At 69.9% G+C, this 15,655-nt stretch carries 16 protein-coding genes and 1 pseudogene; 7 read left to right on the forward strand and 10 right to left on the reverse strand.

Annotated features, from left to right (window positions below; genetic code table 11):
- Positions 1–47 precede the first annotated feature (47 nt).
- Both Sp245p_RS32875 and Sp245p_RS32880 read left to right on the forward strand, forming a co-directional pair.
- Positions 48–638, forward strand: a complete 591-nt coding sequence (locus Sp245p_RS32875; RefSeq protein ID WP_014199624.1) for a cytochrome c oxidase subunit 3 family protein — start codon at positions 48–50, stop codon at positions 636–638.
- A 4-nt stretch (positions 639–642) separates the two neighbouring features.
- Entirely contained in the window at positions 643–918 is a 276-nt protein-coding gene (locus Sp245p_RS32880; protein ID WP_014199625.1) for a cytochrome C oxidase subunit IV family protein, read from the forward strand.
- Positions 919–984: 66 nt separating this feature from the next.
- Here Sp245p_RS32880 and purT read toward each other — a convergent pair whose 3' ends face one another.
- Together purT and Sp245p_RS32890 are read right to left on the reverse strand one after the other, a co-directional pair.
- Positions 985–2,154, reverse strand: a complete 1,170-nt coding sequence (gene purT / locus Sp245p_RS32885; RefSeq protein WP_014199626.1) for a formate-dependent phosphoribosylglycinamide formyltransferase — start codon at positions 2,152–2,154, stop codon at positions 985–987.
- Between the two features lie 97 nt (positions 2,155–2,251).
- Positions 2,252–2,749, reverse strand: a complete 498-nt coding sequence (locus Sp245p_RS32890) for a hypothetical protein (protein WP_014199627.1) — start codon at positions 2,747–2,749, stop codon at positions 2,252–2,254.
- A gap of 339 nt (positions 2,750–3,088) precedes the next feature.
- Here Sp245p_RS32890 and Sp245p_RS36635 point away from each other — a divergent pair.
- The 3 genes and pseudogenes from Sp245p_RS36635 (at position 3,089) to Sp245p_RS32905 (ending at position 5,934) form a co-directional block, all read left to right on the forward strand.
- Positions 3,089–4,119, forward strand: a pseudogene (locus Sp245p_RS36635) (iron ABC transporter substrate-binding protein).
- A gap of 28 nt (positions 4,120–4,147) precedes the next feature.
- Positions 4,148–5,128, forward strand: coding sequence for a FecCD family ABC transporter permease (locus tag Sp245p_RS32900; protein ID WP_014199629.1), 981 nt, complete (start codon positions 4,148–4,150; stop codon positions 5,126–5,128).
- Entirely contained in the window at positions 5,125–5,934 is an 810-nt protein-coding gene (locus Sp245p_RS32905; RefSeq protein WP_109139293.1) for an ABC transporter ATP-binding protein, read from the forward strand. The genes Sp245p_RS32900 and Sp245p_RS32905 overlap by 4 nt, the downstream gene beginning before the upstream one ends.
- Here the strand turns inward: Sp245p_RS32905 and Sp245p_RS32910 are convergent.
- The 8 genes from Sp245p_RS32910 to Sp245p_RS32945 all read right to left on the reverse strand — a co-directional run bounded on the left by Sp245p_RS32910 (position 5,922) and on the right by Sp245p_RS32945 (position 12,919).
- Positions 5,922–6,563 carry a protein-methionine-sulfoxide reductase heme-binding subunit MsrQ gene (locus Sp245p_RS32910; protein ID WP_014199632.1) on the reverse strand — a complete coding sequence of 214 codons (642 nt, stop codon included), beginning with the start codon at positions 6,561–6,563 and terminating at the stop codon, positions 5,922–5,924. The two genes, Sp245p_RS32905 and Sp245p_RS32910, sit on opposite strands and share 13 nt — an antisense overlap.
- Before the next feature lies 1 nt (position 6,564).
- Positions 6,565–7,512 (reverse strand): protein-methionine-sulfoxide reductase catalytic subunit MsrP, encoded by a 948-nt coding sequence (gene msrP, locus Sp245p_RS32915; RefSeq protein ID WP_014199633.1) that lies wholly within the window; start codon positions 7,510–7,512, stop codon positions 6,565–6,567.
- Positions 7,513–7,799: 287 nt separating this feature from the next.
- Entirely contained in the window at positions 7,800–8,828 is a 1,029-nt protein-coding gene (locus Sp245p_RS32920) for a Gfo/Idh/MocA family protein (protein ID WP_014199634.1), read from the reverse strand.
- A 5-nt stretch (positions 8,829–8,833) separates the two neighbouring features.
- Positions 8,834–9,469: a bifunctional 4-hydroxy-2-oxoglutarate aldolase/2-dehydro-3-deoxy-phosphogluconate aldolase gene (gene eda / locus Sp245p_RS32925; RefSeq protein WP_014199635.1), complete on the reverse strand. Its 636-nt coding sequence runs from the start codon at positions 9,467–9,469 to the stop codon at positions 8,834–8,836.
- The gene (locus tag Sp245p_RS32930) at positions 9,466–10,215 is read right to left on the reverse strand and encodes a GntR family transcriptional regulator (protein WP_014199636.1); all 750 of its coding nucleotides are present in this window, start codon (positions 10,213–10,215) and stop codon (positions 9,466–9,468) included. Before Sp245p_RS32930 ends, eda begins: the two co-directional genes overlap by 4 nt.
- Before the next feature lie 22 nt (positions 10,216–10,237).
- Positions 10,238–11,170, reverse strand: a complete 933-nt coding sequence (locus Sp245p_RS32935) for a sugar kinase (protein ID WP_014199637.1) — start codon at positions 11,168–11,170, stop codon at positions 10,238–10,240.
- 152 nt (positions 11,171–11,322) lie between these two features.
- Positions 11,323–12,279: a DMT family transporter gene (locus Sp245p_RS32940; RefSeq protein WP_014199638.1), complete on the reverse strand. Its 957-nt coding sequence runs from the start codon at positions 12,277–12,279 to the stop codon at positions 11,323–11,325.
- Between the two features lie 166 nt (positions 12,280–12,445).
- On the reverse strand, positions 12,446–12,919 hold the full coding sequence (locus tag Sp245p_RS32945) for a hypothetical protein (RefSeq protein ID WP_014199639.1): 474 nt from the start codon (positions 12,917–12,919) through the stop codon (positions 12,446–12,448).
- 355 nt (positions 12,920–13,274) lie between these two features.
- Here Sp245p_RS32945 and Sp245p_RS32950 point away from each other — a divergent pair, with 355 nt between their 5' ends.
- Positions 13,275–14,069 carry a response regulator transcription factor gene (locus tag Sp245p_RS32950; RefSeq protein WP_014199641.1) on the forward strand — a complete coding sequence of 265 codons (795 nt, stop codon included), beginning with the start codon at positions 13,275–13,277 and terminating at the stop codon, positions 14,067–14,069.
- A gap of 339 nt (positions 14,070–14,408) precedes the next feature.
- Positions 14,409–15,653: a flagellin N-terminal helical domain-containing protein gene (locus Sp245p_RS36400; RefSeq protein WP_014199642.1), complete on the forward strand. Its 1,245-nt coding sequence runs from the start codon at positions 14,409–14,411 to the stop codon at positions 15,651–15,653.
- Positions 15,654–15,655 lie beyond the last annotated feature (2 nt).

Consider the following 15,655-nt stretch of genomic DNA (forward strand, 5'->3'; position numbering starts at 1 on the left):
CCGCGTCATGGTCCCTTCCGGTCATCACTTCCGGAAGGACAGCGGATATGACGGAAACTGCCGCGCCGACGACGGTGGTCGCTGCGGACGGCGAGGCCGCCGATTGGGGGCCTCTCTCCAGCCTGCCCGGCAACCCCATGATGTGGATTCTCATCCTGGGGGAGCTGGCGGTCTTCGGGGCGATGTTCATCGGCTTCGCGGTGGCGCGCGCGCTGGACCCGGCGACCTTCGACGCCTCGCAGGCTCAGCTGGACCGTCTGCTCGGCGGCGTGAACACCATGGTCCTGGTGACGAGTGGCTGGCTGGTCGCGGTCGCCGTGCGGCGCCGGGCCTCGGGCCGCTCCCACCGGGTGGCGATGCTCGGCGCGATGGCCCTCGGCGGGGGGTTCCTCGCCATCAAGGCGGTCGAGTACGGCGACAAGATCGGCCGGGGCCTGACGCTGGAGACCAACAGCTTCTTCCAGCTCTATTACTTGCTGACCGGTTTCCACGCGATGCACGTCGCCGCGGGGATCGTCATCCTGGGCATCGTCACTTGGTGGGACAGTCTGGAGAACCTGGAGACCGGTGCCGCCTTCTGGCACATGGTGGACCTGATCTGGGTGCTGCTCTACCCCATCGTCTATCTGCTGAGGTGAGGCGATGGCCATCCTGACGCGCACCTGGGTGGTGCTGATGCTGCTCACCGCCGTTTCGATGTGGGCGGGGCACGGCACCGGCGGTCTCGGCCCGCTCGGGGTCGGACTCGTCCTCGCCGCGGCCACCGTCAAGGCCGACCGGATTCTCACCCGCTACCTGGACCTTCACCGCGCCGACGGCGGCTGGCGGGCGGGGTTCCGGGTCCTGCTCACCCTGCTGGGGGTGGCGCTCTTCGGGATCTACGTTCTCTGTCCGATGATCGGCGCGGCTCTGCGCTGAGCTGAGAGGTGGTTCGCAGCCGGGCCGCGCCGTCGGAAATCGACGGTCGCGCCCGGCTCCCCAACCTCACTCGTAGCGGATGCTGATCGCCGAGGCCGCCTTCAGCGCCCGTTCGCGCGCGTCATCGGTGTCGGTGCCGGCGGCGAGCGCCACGCCCATGCGGCGGTTCTTGCGGGTCGTCGGCTTGCCGAACAGGCGGACGTCCACGTCATGCTCCGCGCTTCCCACGCGCATGGCGTCGGCCAAACCCTCGATGGCAAATCGCTCGGCCTCACGGTCGGCCAGGATGACGGCGGAGGCGGCCGGGCCGCGGACGTGGATCGCCGGGATCGGCAGGCCGAGGATGGCGCGGGCGTGCAGGTCGAACTCCGACAGGTTCTGCGACAGCAGGGTCACCATGCCGGTGTCGTGCGGGCGCGGCGAAAGCTCGGAGAAGACGACCTCGTCCTTGGTGACGAAGAACTCGACGCCGAAGATGCCGTAGCCGCCGAGATTGTCCACGACCTTCGCCGCCATGTCCTTGGCGTCGTCGAGCAGCGCCGTGGGCATCGGCACCGGCTGCCAGGATTCCTGGTAGTCGCCGCGCTCCTGCCGGTGGCCGATCGGCTCGCAGAACAGGATGCCTTCGCGGGTGCGGACGGTCAGCAGGGTGATCTCGTACTCGAAGGGCACGAACTCCTCGACGATGACCTTCCGGCGGTCGCCGCGCATGTTGGCGACGGCGTAGGTCCAGGCGGCCTCCAGTTCCTCGGCGGTGCGGACGGTGCTCTGCCCCTTGCCGGAAGAGGACATGACCGGCTTGATGACGCAGGGCAGGCCGGTGTGCTCCGTCCCGGCGATCACCTCCTCCAGGCTTTCGGCGTAGCGGTACTTGGAGGTGCGCAGGCCCAATTCCACCGCGGCGACCTCGCGGATGCGGTCGCGGTTCATCGTCATGGTGGCGGCGCGGGCGGAGGGGACGACGGTCAGGCCGGCGTCCTCGAACTCGTGCAGCACCTCGGTGCGGATGGCCTCGACCTCCGGCACGATGAAGTCGGGCGTGTGCTTGGCGATGGCCGCGCGCAGGGCGTCCGGGTCGAGCATGGAGAACACCTCCGCCGCGTCGGCGACCTGCATCGCCGGGGCGTTGGCGTAGCTGTCGCAGGCGATGACCTCGCAGCCGAGGCGCTTGGCGGCGATGACGAACTCCTTCCCGAGTTCGCCCGAGCCGAGAAGAAGGATTTTGGCCGTGAACATGCGCGGACTCCCGTGACGCAGACGCCCGCGGAGCTTTACCCCAACACGGGCCGTGCGTACATCGCCGAACGCATGCGTACGCCGCATGGACCGGGCGCTATTGCAGGCTGCCCCAGCGCCGGGTGGCGGGTTCGGCCAGCGCCCAGCGCCACTGGCCGTCCTTGGCCCGGCAGATGGTGGTGACGTTGAAGTCCGGATCGTCGTCGAGTGTGAAGACCACGTCCTTGCAGGGGATCGCCTCGCCGAAGCCGCGGGCCACCTGCACCGTGCCGGTCTTGCCGCTCAGCGGCAGCTTTTCCTCCACCGTCCAGGTCGCCGCCTGCCCGACGGCGAGCGGACCGGCGGCACGGGCAACGGCGTTGTGGACGTTGTCGGTGATCCGCCGTTCCGCGTATTTCACGCCCTGGTCGATGCCGTAGCTGGCCCCGGCGCCGGCGATGATGCCCAGCACCGGGTTGCCGGTGGCCGAGCCGACCGTCGCCGCCACGCCCGCCGTGGTCACCCCCGTGACCGCCGAGCCGAACCCCGCGCAGCCGGACAGCGCGAGCAGGGCGGCGGTGGCGAGGGCGGCGCGGTGGAGCGGGGATGCGGTCATGGAGCGGCACGGGGGGTGGTGAGCGGACCGCGGCACCTTATCCGTTCGGATGGGGAGGCCGCCCGTGGTCAAAGCGTGACCTTCGCGGGCGGCTTGGCGTGCTTGTCCTATGGACGGTGGCGGGTGCAGACCCCATGCTTTGGAGGGAAGGTCGTTTAACCCTCTCCCCTCCGGGGAGAGGGTGGCCCGCGGGCCGGTGAGGGGGATGCGCGTGTGTGGTATGTTCGGCACAAGCGCAACCCCCTCACCCTGACCCTCTCCCCGGAGGGGAGAGGGAACGTCGAACGCGGGCGCATGGGGTGGTGGCGAATGAAGGGTGGCGTGGGCAGGCATAGATGGATGGCGGGCGTGAGCGCCGGGCTGCTGCTCGCTCTGCTGGCCGGGCCGGCGGCGGCGGAGCGGATCGTCACGGACTCCTCCGGGCGCCGCGTCACCGTGCCGGACCGGGTGGAGCGCGTGTTCCCCGCCGGACCACCGGCCTCCGTCGTCGTCTACATGCTGGCGCCCGAGAAACTGCTGGGCTGGACGCGGGCGATCAGCCCGCCGGAGCGGCCCCTCCTGCCCGACCGCTACGCCGATCTGCCGGAGCTGGGGCGGCTGACCGGGCGCGGCAACACCGTCAACCTGGAAACCGTGGTGGCCGCGAGGCCGGACGTCGTCGTCGATGTCGGCAGCACCGCCCCGACCTTCGTGTCGCTGGCCGACCGCGTGCAGGAGCAGACGCGGGTGCCGACCCTGCTGATCGACGGGCATCTCGCCGATTCCGCGCGCACCTTCCGCACGCTCGGCGCGCTGATGGGCGTGGCGGAGCGGGGGAGGAACTGGCCCGCTACGCCGAAACGACGCTGGCCGAGGTGCGCCGGCGCTTCGACGGCGTGCCGGAGGACCGGCGGCTGAAGGTCTACATGGCGCGCGGACCGCGTGGGCTCCAGACCGGCATCCGCGGCTCCATCAACGTCGAGGCGCTGGACGTCGCCGGGGTGCGCAACGTCGCGGCGGAGAATCTCGGCAACGGCGGGCTGGTCAACGTGTCGATGGAGCAGGTGCTGGCCTGGCAGCCGGACGCCATCGTCACCATCGACCGCGGCTTCTATGAGAGCGTGTGGACCGACCCGCTGTGGCAGGGGGTGAAGGCGGTGCGCGACCGCCGCGTCTACCTCTCGCCGGGCTTGCCCTTCACCTGGATCGATTCCCCGCCCGCCGCCAACCGCCTGCTCGGCCTGCGCTGGCTGGGCGCCGTCCTCTATCCGGAGCTGTTTCCGGAGGATCTGCGCGAGGAGACGCGACGTTTCTATGCCCTCTTCTACCACCGGGAGCCCACCGCGGAGCAGATCGACGCCCTCCTCGCTGGCAGCCGCCCGCCGGGGTGAGGTCCCCTTCGCACTGACGCTGGGCGGGGTGGCCGCGCTGCTGGTCGCCGCGGTTTGCGTCGCCTTCAGCACCGGCGCCTATCCCGTCACGCCGGGGGAACTGGCCGGGCTGCTCGCGGCAAAGCTGGGGCTCGGCAGCGCCGCCGTCACTCCGGCGGTGGAGACAGTGATCTGGGACATCCGCGGCCCGCGCGTGCTGACCGCCATGCTGGTCGGGGCGGGGCTGGCCGCTTCGGGAGCCGCGTATCAGGGGCTGTTCCGCAACCCGCTGGTCTCGCCGGACATCCTCGGCGTGTCGTCGGGGGCGGCGCTGGGGGCTGTGCTGGGCATCTTCGCCTCGCTGCCGGTCCTCGCCATCCAGGGCATGGCCTTTGCGGGCGGGCTGCTGGCGGTGGGGGTGGTGCTGGCCGTCGCCTCGGCCATCCGCGGGCGGGACCCGGTGCTGGTCCTGGTGCTGGGCGGCGTGGTGATCGGGGCGCTGCTGGGCTCCGGCGTGGCTCTGCTGAAGTATCTGGCCGACCCCTACAACCAGTTGCCGGCGATCACCTTCTGGCTGCTCGGCAGCCTGTCGGCGGTCAACCGCGGCGACCTCGCGGCGCTGGTCCCGCCGGTGGCGGTGGCGCTGCTGCCGCTGGTGCTGCTGCGCTGGCGGCTCGACGTCATGACGCTGGGCGACGAGGAGGCGACGGCGCTCGGCGTGCCGGTGCGGGTGGTGCGGATCGTGGTGATCGTGGCGGCGACGCTGATGACCGCCGCCGCGGTGTCGGTCAGCGGCATCGTCGGCTGGGTCGGGCTGCTGGTGCCGCACCTCGCCCGGCTGATGGTCGGCCCGGCCTTCGTCCGGCTGCTGCCCACGGCGGTGCTGCTGGGGGCGGCCTATCTGCTGGCGGTGGACACGCTGGCGCGCAGCCTGGGGCCGGTGGAGCTGCCGCTGGGCGTGCTGACCGCGGTGATCGGCACGCCGGTCTTCCTCTGGCTGCTCGCCTTCGGAAAGCGCGGCTGGTCATGAGCGCGCGGCTGTCGGTGGAGGATCTCGCCTTCGGTTATGGCGAGCGGGTGGTCGGTGCCGGGGTCGGCTTCGCCGTGGCGGCGGGGGAGGTGCTGTGCCTGCTCGGTCCCAACGGCGGCGGCAAGACGACGCTGTTCAAGACGCTGCTCGGCCTGCTGCCGCCGCGCGGCGGGCGGGTGCGCGTCGATGGCGAGGACACCGCCGGCTGGTCGCCGCGCCGCCGGGCGCTGGCCTTCGGCTATGTCCCGCAGGCGGGGTCGGGGCAGTTTCCCTTCACCGTGCGCGAGATGGTGCTGATGGGCCGCACCGCTCACCGCGGCGCCTTCAGCGCCCCCGCCACGTCCGACCATGCCGCCGCCGAGGCCGCGCTGGAACGGCTGGGCATCGGGCATCTGGCCGAGCGCGACTGGCTGCGCATCAGCGGCGGCGAGCGGCAGATGGCCCTGATCGCCCGCGCGCTTGCCCAGGCGCCGCGCGTGCTGGTGCTCGACGAGCCGACCGCCAGCCTGGACTTCGGCAACCAGGTCCGCGTGCTGGAGCAGGTGCGACGGCTGGCGGACGGCGAGGGCGGCGAGGGGCTGACGGTGGTCTTCTCCACCCACCATCCGGAGCAGGCCTTCGCCATCGCCGACCGGGTGGCGCTGCTGCACGGCGGGCGGCTGGCCCGCTTCGGCACGCCTGAGGCGGTCATCACCGCCGCCATGATGCGCGATGTCTACGGGACGGAGGTCGAGGTGGTGGCGGTGGGGGCGGACGGCATGCGGGTGTGCTTGCCGGTTGGGCTGAGGCGGGCTCAGGTCCGGTAGGACGGGGAGAGCCGCCCCGCCGCCGGTGACTTCGTATAGCGCAGCGCGACCAGCCCCAGGAGGATCGCCGCGTAGACGAAGGGTGGGTACTGCCAGCCCTTGACCAGCATGACGTAATGGATGCAGCCCGCCGCTCCGGCGACGAACACCGCCTTGTGCAGCGCCTTCCAGCGCCGCCCGCCGAGCCGCCGCACCATGCCGTTGGTCGAGGTCGTGGCCAGCGCCGTCAGGATCACGAAGGCGCCCATGCCCACGGTGATGTAGGGCCGCTTCACGATGTCCTTCCACACCGCCGCCCAGTCGAAGAACTGGTCCACCCCCACATAGACGGAGACGTGCAGCAGCGCGTAGAAGAAGGCGAACAGCCCGATCATCCGGCGGAAGCGCGCCAACCCCGCCTGACCCGTCAGGATGCGCAGCGGCGTGACGGCGAGCGCGACCAGCAGCAGGCGCAGCGCCCACAGCCCGCTCTGCCGCACCGCCTCGGCCACCGGCTCCGCTCCCAGCCCGCCGCTCAGCCCCAGCCAGACCATCCAGCCGAGCGGGAGGAGGCCCAGGGCGAACACCGCCGGCTTCGCCCAGCGCGAGGACAACGCCTGGGCGACCGGGCCTTTCGACGTTGCGGCCATCTCAGTAGTTCTTCCGCAGATCCATGCCGGCGTAGAGCGACGCCACCTCTTCCCCATAGCCGTTGAAGGGCAGCGTCTTGCGGCGGGAGAACTCGCCGACGCGGCGCTCCGTCGCCTGGCTCCAGCGCGGGTGGTCGACCTCCGGATTCACGTTCGAATAGAAGCCGTACTCGCGCGGCTGCGAGCGGTTCCAGGAGGTCGGCGGCTGGTCCTTCGTCAGGGTGATGCGGACGACCGACTTGATCGACTTGAAGCCGTACTTCCAGGGCACGACCAGCCGCACCGGCGCGCCGTTCTGGTTGGGCAGCGTCTCGCCGTACATGCCGACCGCCAGGAGGGTCAGCGGGTGCATGGCCTCGTCCATGCGCAGCCCCTCGACATAGGGCCATTGCAGCACGGGATACTTCAGGCCGGGCATCTGCGAGCGGTCGGCCAGCGTCTGGAAGGCGACGTATTTGGCGTTGCCGGTCGGGTCGACGCGCTTCAGCAGCTCGGCCAGCGGGAAGCCGATCCAGGGGATGACCATCGACCAGCCCTCGACGCAGCGCAGGCGGTAGACGCGCTCCTCCAGCGGAAAGGCCAGCAGGTCTTCGATGCCGAAGGTGGTGGGCTTGCCGGCCTCGCCGTCCACCGCGATCTCCCACGGGCGGGTGCGCAGCGTGCCGGCGTTCTCCGACGGGTCGGTCTTGTCCGTCCCGAACTCGTAGAAATTGTTGTAGCTGGTCGCCGACTTCATGGGAGTCTGGGCGTCCATCTTGGGGTCCTTCGGGCTGACCGTCAGCGGGGCCTGGAAAGGCGCGGCCAGCGCCGGACCCGGCAGGACCCCCGTGCCGCCGAGCGCCAGGGCGGCAGCGCCTCCGGCGATGATGGAGCGCCGGGACAGGAACAGGCCGCGGGGCGTCACCTCGTTCTCGCTGGCTTGCGACGCGCTCCGGACTTTGATGAGCATGAACACTCTCCACAGGAAAGCCGCCGGGAGGCGACAGCGCCCCCCGTCCCTCATCTAGCCTTGGTCGCCGCTCCCGGCAAATCAAGCGCGGGACACGAGTTCGTGAGCGAAAGGTGAGGAGTCTTCGAGCCCCTCTCCCGCCCCGGGAGAGGGAGGGGCCCGCCGCGAAGCGGTGGGAGGGTGAGGGTGACGCCAAGCATCAGCGCATCGTTTCCCGCACGACCCTCACCCGCCCGCTTGCGCGGGCACCCTCTCCCGGGGCGGGAGAGGGGGTTGACGTATCCGTCTCAGTCTTTCGGAACCGCCGTGACGGCGCCGCTTTCCGAGGATTTGAGGATCGTCTCGATCAGCCGGTGGACCTTCAGCGCCTCCCGCCCGGACACACGCGGCTGGGTGCCGTCGTCGAGCGCGTCGAGGAAGTCGGCCAGCACGGCGCGGTGGTGGGCGTTGGAGAAGGCCATGGGGTCGGCCCCGCCGCCCAGCGTGCCCGCCGTTTCCCCGGCCTGGACCGTCCCGCCGGAGCGCAGCTGCACCTCCAGCCGGTCGCCGGTCAGCAGGGCGGAGCCGGCGGTCCCGGCGATCTCGATGCGCTCCGGATAGCCGGGATAGGCGGCGGTGGTGGCGTCCACCGTGGCGAGCAGCCCGCCGTCGTAGCGCAGGGCGGCGCACACCACGTCCTCGGTGTCGATGGGGCGCAGGCCGCTGGTGTTGGCGAAGGCGGCGACCTCCCGCGGCAGGCCGAGCAGGCTGACATAGAGGTCCAGCGTGTGGATGGCCTGGGTCAGCAGCACGCCGCCGCCGTCGCGCGCCTTCATGCCGCGCCCCGGCTGGGCGTAATAGGCGTCGTCGCGCCACCAGCGCACCACGACGGAGGCCGACAGCGGGCGGCCCAGCGTGCCGGTGCGCAGCAGCTCCGCCAGCCGTTCCGCGGCGGCGCGGAAGCGGTGCTGGAGCATGACGCCGAGCGTCAGCCCGGCGCGCTCCATGCTCTCCACCACGGCGCGGCAGCCGGCCGGCGTGGCGTCCAGCGGCTTTTCCAGAAGGACGTGCTTGCCGGCGGCGGCGCAGCGGGCGACGAGGTCGGCGTGGGTGTCCGGCGGGGTCAGCAGCAGAACGGCGGAGACGGTGGGATCGTCGAGGATCGCCTCCGCCCGGTCCACCGCCGGCAGGCCGAAGCGCGCCGCGAAGGCGGCCCGCCGCTCGGCGGACGGGCTGAAACAGCCCGCCACCTCCACCCGGTCCGCCAGATCCAGCAGGCTCTGGGCGTGCGGCGTCGCCGCCATGCCCAGCCCGATCACGCCGACGCGACGCCGCATGCCCCTTAGCCCTGGGCCAGGGCGGAGGCCTCGCGGGCCAGCCGCTCGATCTCGGACCAGCGGCGCTCCTTCACGGCGTCGGCCGGAGTCAGCCAGGTGCCGCCGAGCGCGAAGACGTTGGGGAGCGACAGGATCTCCTTCACATGCTCCGCCTTGAGGCCGCCGGTCGGGCAGAAGCGGATCTCCGGCATCAGCGGCGCCATGCCGCGCAGCGCCGGGGCGCCGCCGTTCAGCATCGCCGGGAAGAACTTCAGCTCGCGGAAGCCGTGCTCCATGGCGATCAGCGCCTCGGCCACCGTGGCGATGCCCGGCAGATAGGGCAGGCCGGCGGTCTTGGCGGCCTCGGCCAGACGGTCGGTCAGGCCGGGGCTGACGACGAAGCGGGCGCCGGCGTCGCGGGCCTGGGCGAACTGCTCCGGCCGGATCAGCGTGCCGAGGCCGACCAGGGCGCCCGGAACGCGGGCGGCGATGGCCTCCGCGCAGGCCAGCGCGGCGGGGGTGCGCAGCGTCACCTCCAGCGTGGTCAGGCCGCCGGCGACCAGTGCCTCGGCCAGGGCGACCGCGGTGTCCGGCTCGTCGAGGACGAGGACCGGGACGATGCGCGGGCCGGACAGGGAGGGTTCAAGACGCGGGTGGGTCATGTCAGGGCCTCGGCAGGAGAGAAATAGAGTGGGGTGGCGAGCCGCATGTCGTCGATGGTCAGCAGCAGGCCGTCGATGTGGTCGCCGAGCGCCTTCACCGCGCGGTCGGGGTCATGGTCCGCGATGGCGGCGACGATGGCCTCGTGCTCGGCGATGACGGTCGCCATGCGGCCGGGAAAGGGAAGGGTCAGGTGGCGGCAGCGGTCGATCTGCACCTTCACCTGCTGGGTGATCGGCCAGAAACCGGGATAGCCGGCGATGTCGGCGATCAGAGCGTGGAACGCCTCGTCCGCCTGATGGAAGCCGTCGGCGCAGCCCGAGGCGTCCACCTCGCGCTGGCGCTCCAGATTGGCCTGGAGGGCGGCGACTTGGCTGCGGGTGGCGCATTCCGCCGCGAAGCGGACGGTCGCCTGCTCCAGCGTCTTGCGGATCAGGTTGGCTTCGGGCAGGTCGGCGATGGGAATGCGCGCCACGAAGGTGCCCGATTGCGGAAAGACCTCCACCAGCCCCTCGTCGGCCAGCCGCAGAACGGCCTCGCGCACCGGGGTGCGGCTGACGCCGAAGGCTTCGGCCACCAGCTTCTCCACGATCGGGTCGCCCGGCTTGCGGGCCAGAGACACGATGTCGGCCCGCAGGTCGCGGTAGATCGCCGCCGCCGCCGTGGTCCCGCGCTGCGACGCGCGGGGCGGCTTGACGATGGCTGGAACGGTCGTGGCTAGGCCCGTAGAAGCTTGGCCTGGGGGCATGGAGGGTCCCTCCGTCAAAGGGTCAGCCGTCCAGCACGGACGCCATGGCGTCGCGCGGGATGACGGCGCCGCGGTGCTGGATGACCACGGCGGCGATGCGGTGGGCGGAGCGCGCCGCCTCCACGGGGCCGAGGCCCTTCAGGCGGGCGCTGAGATAGCCGGCGCTGAAGCTGTCGCCCGCCGCCGTGGTGTCCACGACCTTGGCGACCTTCTCCGACGGCACGGTCTCCTCGACGCCGGGGGCGGAGACGATGCAGCCCGGCTTTTCCAGCTTGAGAACGATCTCCGTCACCCCGGCGCCGCGCACGCGGGCCATGGCGGTGTCGGCATCGGCGTCGCCGTAGAGGCCGCGCAGGTCCTCGACGCCCGGCAGGGCGATGTCGGTGCGTTCGAGCATCGCGTCGTAGGCGCGCTGCGCCGTCTCGCGGTCGGGCCACAGGCGGGGGCGCCAGTTGGTGTCGAAGGCGACGCGGCCGCCGCGCTCGCGCAGGCGGTCGAGCATGGGGAACAGCACCTCGCGCCCGCGCTCGCCCCAGATGGCCAGGCTGATGCCGGACATGTAGAGGAGGTCGTAGCCTTCCAGATCGGCGACCAGCGCCGGGCTGTCGGGCAGCACGAACAGGTCGCGGGCCGGCGCGGAATCGCGCCAGTAGAGGAAGCGCCGCTCGCCGCTGTCGTCCGTCTCGATCATGTAGAGGCCCGGGACGCGGTTGGGCACGCGCAGCACATGACCGGTGCCGACCCCTTCGGCCTCCCAGGTGGCGACCATGGCGTCGCTGTTGCCGTCGTCGCCCAGCGCCGTCACGTAATCGGTTGCTACGCCCAGCCGCGCCATATAGACGGCGGTGTTGAGGGTGTCGCCGCCGAAGCCCATGGTGAAGGTCCCGTCGGGACGGCGCACCAGTTCGATCATGCATTCGCCAAGGGCCGCAACCCGGCGCGCGGACTCACCCATCGCCATCCCCCGTCCGACGGGCCGACCCGCCGGTTCCTGCTAAAGAGTTCGAACAACACGGGTTTTTAGTCCCGTGCCTCCCAAGGGCAAGTATACTAATATATCAATGCGCGAGGCAAGGCTTTTCGGGCGCTGGCCGTGCCAATCGCCGGTCATGGCACGGGTGCTGCGACGTTTTGCTGCTGCTTCTTGCGCAGCCGTTCGCGATGGGCGGTGTAGAGGCCGCTGGCGATGATGATTCCGGCGCCCAGGAAGGTCCAGTGGTCGGGCAGCGCTCCGAAGATCAGGAAGCCCAGCAGGGTGGACCAGACGATCTGCACATAGGAGCAGGGAGCGAGCACCGACGCCTCGCCGAAGCGGTAGGCCTGGACCATCAGCCATTGCCCCATGGTGGAGACCAGACCGATCAGGGCGCCCAGCGCCACCTCCGTCCAAGTCGGCATGGCGACGTTGAAGGGCAACAGCACGGTCAGCACGGCTAGGCCGGTCAGGGCGGTCCAGATCAGGGTGGTGGTGGGGTGCTCCTGCCCGGTCATCTTGCGGGTGATGACCACGCCGGTCGCCCAGCTCATCGCCGACAGGATGGGGAAGATGGCCGCCGGCTGGAAAGCCGCCCCGCCGGGCCGGATGACGATCAACACGCCGATCAGCCCGACCAGCACCGCCGCCCAACGGCGCGGCCCGATCTTCTCGCCCAGCACCAGGATCGACAGCACCGTGACGAAGACCGGCGAGACGTAGCTGGTCGCCGCCGCCTCCGCCAGGGGCAGATAACGCATGCCCATGATGAAGAACAGTGCCGACCCGAGCATCCCCAGAGCGCGCAGAACCTGGAGGCCGGGGCTGGTGGTCTTCATCACCGGCGGACCGCCGCGGATCATCAGCGGCAGCAGCAGCGTCGTGAAGCCGACGTAGCGCATCCAGCCGATCTCGATGGAAGGCAGCGTCTGGGACAGATACTTCGCCGTCGCGTCGGAGCAGGAGAAGAAGAAGACCGCGGCGACGACCATCAGAATCCCGCGCACGGGATCGTCGCGGCGCTCGCTCCCGTGGGACGGCACGGTCTGGGCAGCGGACACCCCTTCCGGGGGGCGGGAGCAGTCAGGCATGGCCGGGGGGCGTTTCCAGGCAGGAGGGCGGCAAACGGAAGGATGGCCCGGGTCTCTGCCCGGTTAACCATCAGGTTACTGATATATTATGCCTGGAAACAATGGTGCGGGGCGTCATGGCAGCCATACGGCCGACCCTGCGGATGTCATGGCGCGGCCCTGTGGATCAGCCGTCGCCGCGGTCGATGGCGGCGGGGCCGCGCAGAGCCGAGGTGACGGCGGGCGCCGGGCGCAGCAGCGGCGTCGGCGGGTTGATCGGCAGATCCATCAGGCCGCGGCGGGCGGCGTTGCGCTCCATCTCGTAATCGGGGTCGGGGAAGCGCTGGAGAAGCGTCTCGTAGGTGTCGCGGGCCGCGGCGGGGCAGCCCAGGATGCGGAACGCTTCTCCCTGCCGCAGCAGGGCACCAGCCTCCGTCCCGCGGTGATAGGAGGCGAGGCTGGCCGCCACGGCGAACCAACGGTCGTAGGCGGTCCACAACGCCTCCACCGTCGGCCCCTCGCACTGCCCGGCCTCCACCGCCGCCTCCAGCGCCTGCCGGTAGGCGGTGTCCGGGGGCGGGGAGGTCATCGCGCAGCCGCCCACCAGCAGGAGGACGCCCGCAAGGGCGGTTCCGGCAATAGCCTGTCTGTTGCGCGGCATCGTTTCCTCTCTCCCGTTCGCATCCTCTCGCCACCAGTGAAATACAGCCGGGTTAAAGCCCGGTTCAAGCCGAAGCGGGGAGGGCTGGGGAGGTGCGGTGTTGCGGGCAACTCGGGAGGAAAATGCTTCGAATTTCGAGGCAAAGAGCAGCCAAGAATCTACGCCTTAACGGATATTAAAAGTCATATAAAAGCAGGCCGTAACATTATCCCTTGAGGTAAGCCGGATGGTTGACTCGCGGTACAGGAAGGCTATTACCTGAGGGTGTGAGAAAATAAAGCACTCGGAATTAAGGAAAATTTTAAGTGCCTTGTCCTCCCGCCCTCTAGTTGAAACCCCTGTTGCGGAGAATCCCATGCGCGCTGTCCTGGTTGAACCGAACCCCCTGATCGCCGACGCGCTCGGCCGTCAGCTCGGCATGGGGAAGATCCGCTACGACCGCCAGGACTGGGCCGGGCTGGAGGAGCTTCTGCAGGAGCAGGGGGCGGAAGGACTCGGCTACGACGCCATCGTCCTGGGCAGCGTCGACGATCCGGCGCGCTGTGTGGCGGCGCTGCGGGCGCATCAGGTCGGGGCGGCGATCCTCTGCCTGCTCGACCGGCGCTGCGTGACGACGACGGTGGAGCTGCTGCACGCCGGGGCCGACGACGTGCTGGTCAAGCCGGTGGTCAGCGCCGAGGTGCGGGCGCGCATCGAGGTGGCGCGGCGGCGCTCGCGCGGGTTGCTGAGCAACGCGGTGCGGGTCGGCCAGCTCACGGTGTTCCTCGACGGGCGCGACCCGGAGGTCGCCGGCGAGCGGCTGCGGCTGAGCCAGCGCGAGCACGCCATCCTCGGCGTGCTGGCCGCCCACCACCGCCGCGTCGTCTCCAAGGAGCACATCTACGACGAGGTCTACGGCCTGTCCGGCGCCGACCCGCTGGACAAGGTCATCGACGTCTACATCTGCAAGCTGCGCAAGAAGATCGCCGAGGCCACCGGCGGCGCCCGCTACATCGAGACCGTCTACGGCCGCGGCTACAAGTTCGAGGCCCCGCCCGAGCACGAAGAGGCTGTTTCGGCCGCCGCACCCGCCACCGCCGCCCGCCGCTTCCCGGCCATCCCCTTCGCCGCGTCCGGCCTGCACCCCGGCTGTCTCGTCGCCGCCGAGTGACGGCGCCTTAATTTCAAAGTCCCGCCCTGCCTTCTGCTTCCGACATTTTGCCCCCGAAATTTTGAAAGACGCCATGGCCGCGGCCCTTCGGGGCACGGCGGCTGAACCGCCGTGCGCGGCAGCCGCATTTTTGTAAAATGCGCGATTACTTTTAAAAACCGCACGGCTTTAAAAGATGAGTTTGTCACCCTGAAAAGGCTGCGGTTTTTTACTCCGGTTTAAACGGGGTCGGTCACAGTCGAATGGTCGGTTGCGCGCCCATAAAAACCAAGTGGGAAGGCCCGCGCACCCGGCCCCAGCGTCAGAAAGGCGCTCTGCATCTCGCGAATGGAGATACACATGGCCTCGATCATGACCAACACCTCGGCGATGACCGCGCTGCAGACGCTGCGCCGCGTGACCGACGATCTGGCGACCACCCAGGATCGCATCTCGACCGGTCTCAAGGTCAACAACGCCAAGGACAACGCCGCCTACTGGTCCATCGCCACGACCATGCGCGCCGACGTCGCCGGCTTCAAGGCGGTGAAGGAATCGCTGGAACTGGGTTCGGGCACGACCAACACCGCGTCGGTGGCGTCCAAGAACATCGTCGAGAACCTGCAGACGCTGAAGGCCCGCGTCATTGCCGGCCAGACCAACGGCGTCGACAAGTCGCTGATCCAGAACGACATCGACCAGCTCGTCAAGCTGGTGAAGGGCGCCGCCGCCGACGCTTCCTTCAACGGCGACAACCTGCTGCGCATCACCTACTCCAACGACGGCACGGCCAAGGACCAGAACGTCGACATCCTGGCGTCGCTGAGCCGCAGCGCCGGCACGGTCGATCCGAGCTACATCAGCTTCCAGCGCCAGGACATGCAGGTCACCTCGATCGTCGGCAAGGCCACGATCGAGCAGCAGGTGGACTCCACCAACGACCTGAAGGCCAGCGTCGGCATCGCCATCGGTGCGCCGGACACCACCTTCATCGACGGCCAGAACCTGGGCCTGGGCAACCTGACCCTGAACGTGACCAACGAGGCGGGCACCAAGACCGCCGTGACGGTGGACCTGTCGGGCATCGACTACACCACGGATCTGGCGACCACCCAGGGCCTGATCGAGACCGCGGTCAACACGGCCCTGACCGCGGCCGGCGGCGACTTCCAGGTGGCCTTCAACGGCGACAAGCTGGAATTCACCGACCAGGACCTGAACACCGACGGCAACTTCACCGCCAAGGTGGACAGCCTGTGGGTCGGTTCGAAGGAAAGCGACGCCTTCGGCGGCTTGGCCGACCTGACGCAGATCGACGTGACCTCCAACGCCACCAAGTCGCTCGAGGTCATCAACGGCCTGCTCGACAAGGCCATCGGCAAGGCCGCGGTGATCGGTTCCATCGAGAACCGCGTGTCGGTGCAGAACGACTTCGTGTCGAAGCTGACCGACTCGATGAACAAGGGCATCGGCTCCCTGGTGGACGCCGACATGAACGAGGAATCGAGCCGCCTGCAGGCCCTCCAGGTCCAGCAGCAGCTCGCCACCCAGGCGCTGTCGATCGCCAACCAGGGTCCGCAGAACATTCTCTCGCTGTTCCGCTAACC

The sequence above is a fragment of the Azospirillum baldaniorum genome (assembly GCF_003119195.2).
In the GTDB taxonomy this organism is placed as follows: Bacteria; Pseudomonadota; Alphaproteobacteria; order Azospirillales; family Azospirillaceae; genus Azospirillum; species Azospirillum baldaniorum.

Bases quoted from the DNA above. Each gene is read 5' to 3' on its own strand.
- Sp245p_RS32875 (WP_014199624.1), top strand. From the start codon at position 48: ATGACGGAAACTGCCGCGCCGACGACGGTGGTCGCTGCGGACGGCGAG.
- Sp245p_RS32880 (WP_014199625.1), top strand. From the start codon at position 643: ATGGCCATCCTGACGCGCACCTGGGTGGTGCTGATGCTGCTCACCGCC.
- purT (WP_014199626.1), bottom strand. From the start codon at position 2,154: ATGTTCACGGCCAAAATCCTTCTTCTCGGCTCGGGCGAACTCGGGAAG.
- Sp245p_RS32890 (WP_014199627.1), bottom strand. From the start codon at position 2,749: ATGACCGCATCCCCGCTCCACCGCGCCGCCCTCGCCACCGCCGCCCTG.
- Sp245p_RS32905 (WP_109139293.1), top strand. From the start codon at position 5,125: ATGAGCGCGCGGCTGTCGGTGGAGGATCTCGCCTTCGGTTATGGCGAG.
- Sp245p_RS32910 (WP_014199632.1), bottom strand. From the start codon at position 6,563: ATGGCCGCAACGTCGAAAGGCCCGGTCGCCCAGGCGTTGTCCTCGCGC.
- msrP (WP_014199633.1), bottom strand. From the start codon at position 7,512: ATGCTCATCAAAGTCCGGAGCGCGTCGCAAGCCAGCGAGAACGAGGTG.
- Sp245p_RS32920 (WP_014199634.1), bottom strand. From the start codon at position 8,828: ATGCGGCGTCGCGTCGGCGTGATCGGGCTGGGCATGGCGGCGACGCCG.
- eda (WP_014199635.1), bottom strand. From the start codon at position 9,469: ATGACCCACCCGCGTCTTGAACCCTCCCTGTCCGGCCCGCGCATCGTC.
- Sp245p_RS32930 (WP_014199636.1), bottom strand. From the start codon at position 10,215: ATGCCCCCAGGCCAAGCTTCTACGGGCCTAGCCACGACCGTTCCAGCC.
- Sp245p_RS32935 (WP_014199637.1), bottom strand. From the start codon at position 11,170: ATGGGTGAGTCCGCGCGCCGGGTTGCGGCCCTTGGCGAATGCATGATC.
- Sp245p_RS32940 (WP_014199638.1), bottom strand. From the start codon at position 12,279: ATGCCTGACTGCTCCCGCCCCCCGGAAGGGGTGTCCGCTGCCCAGACC.
- Sp245p_RS32945 (WP_014199639.1), bottom strand. From the start codon at position 12,919: ATGCCGCGCAACAGACAGGCTATTGCCGGAACCGCCCTTGCGGGCGTC.
- Sp245p_RS32950 (WP_014199641.1), top strand. From the start codon at position 13,275: ATGCGCGCTGTCCTGGTTGAACCGAACCCCCTGATCGCCGACGCGCTC.
- Sp245p_RS36400 (WP_014199642.1), top strand. From the start codon at position 14,409: ATGGCCTCGATCATGACCAACACCTCGGCGATGACCGCGCTGCAGACG.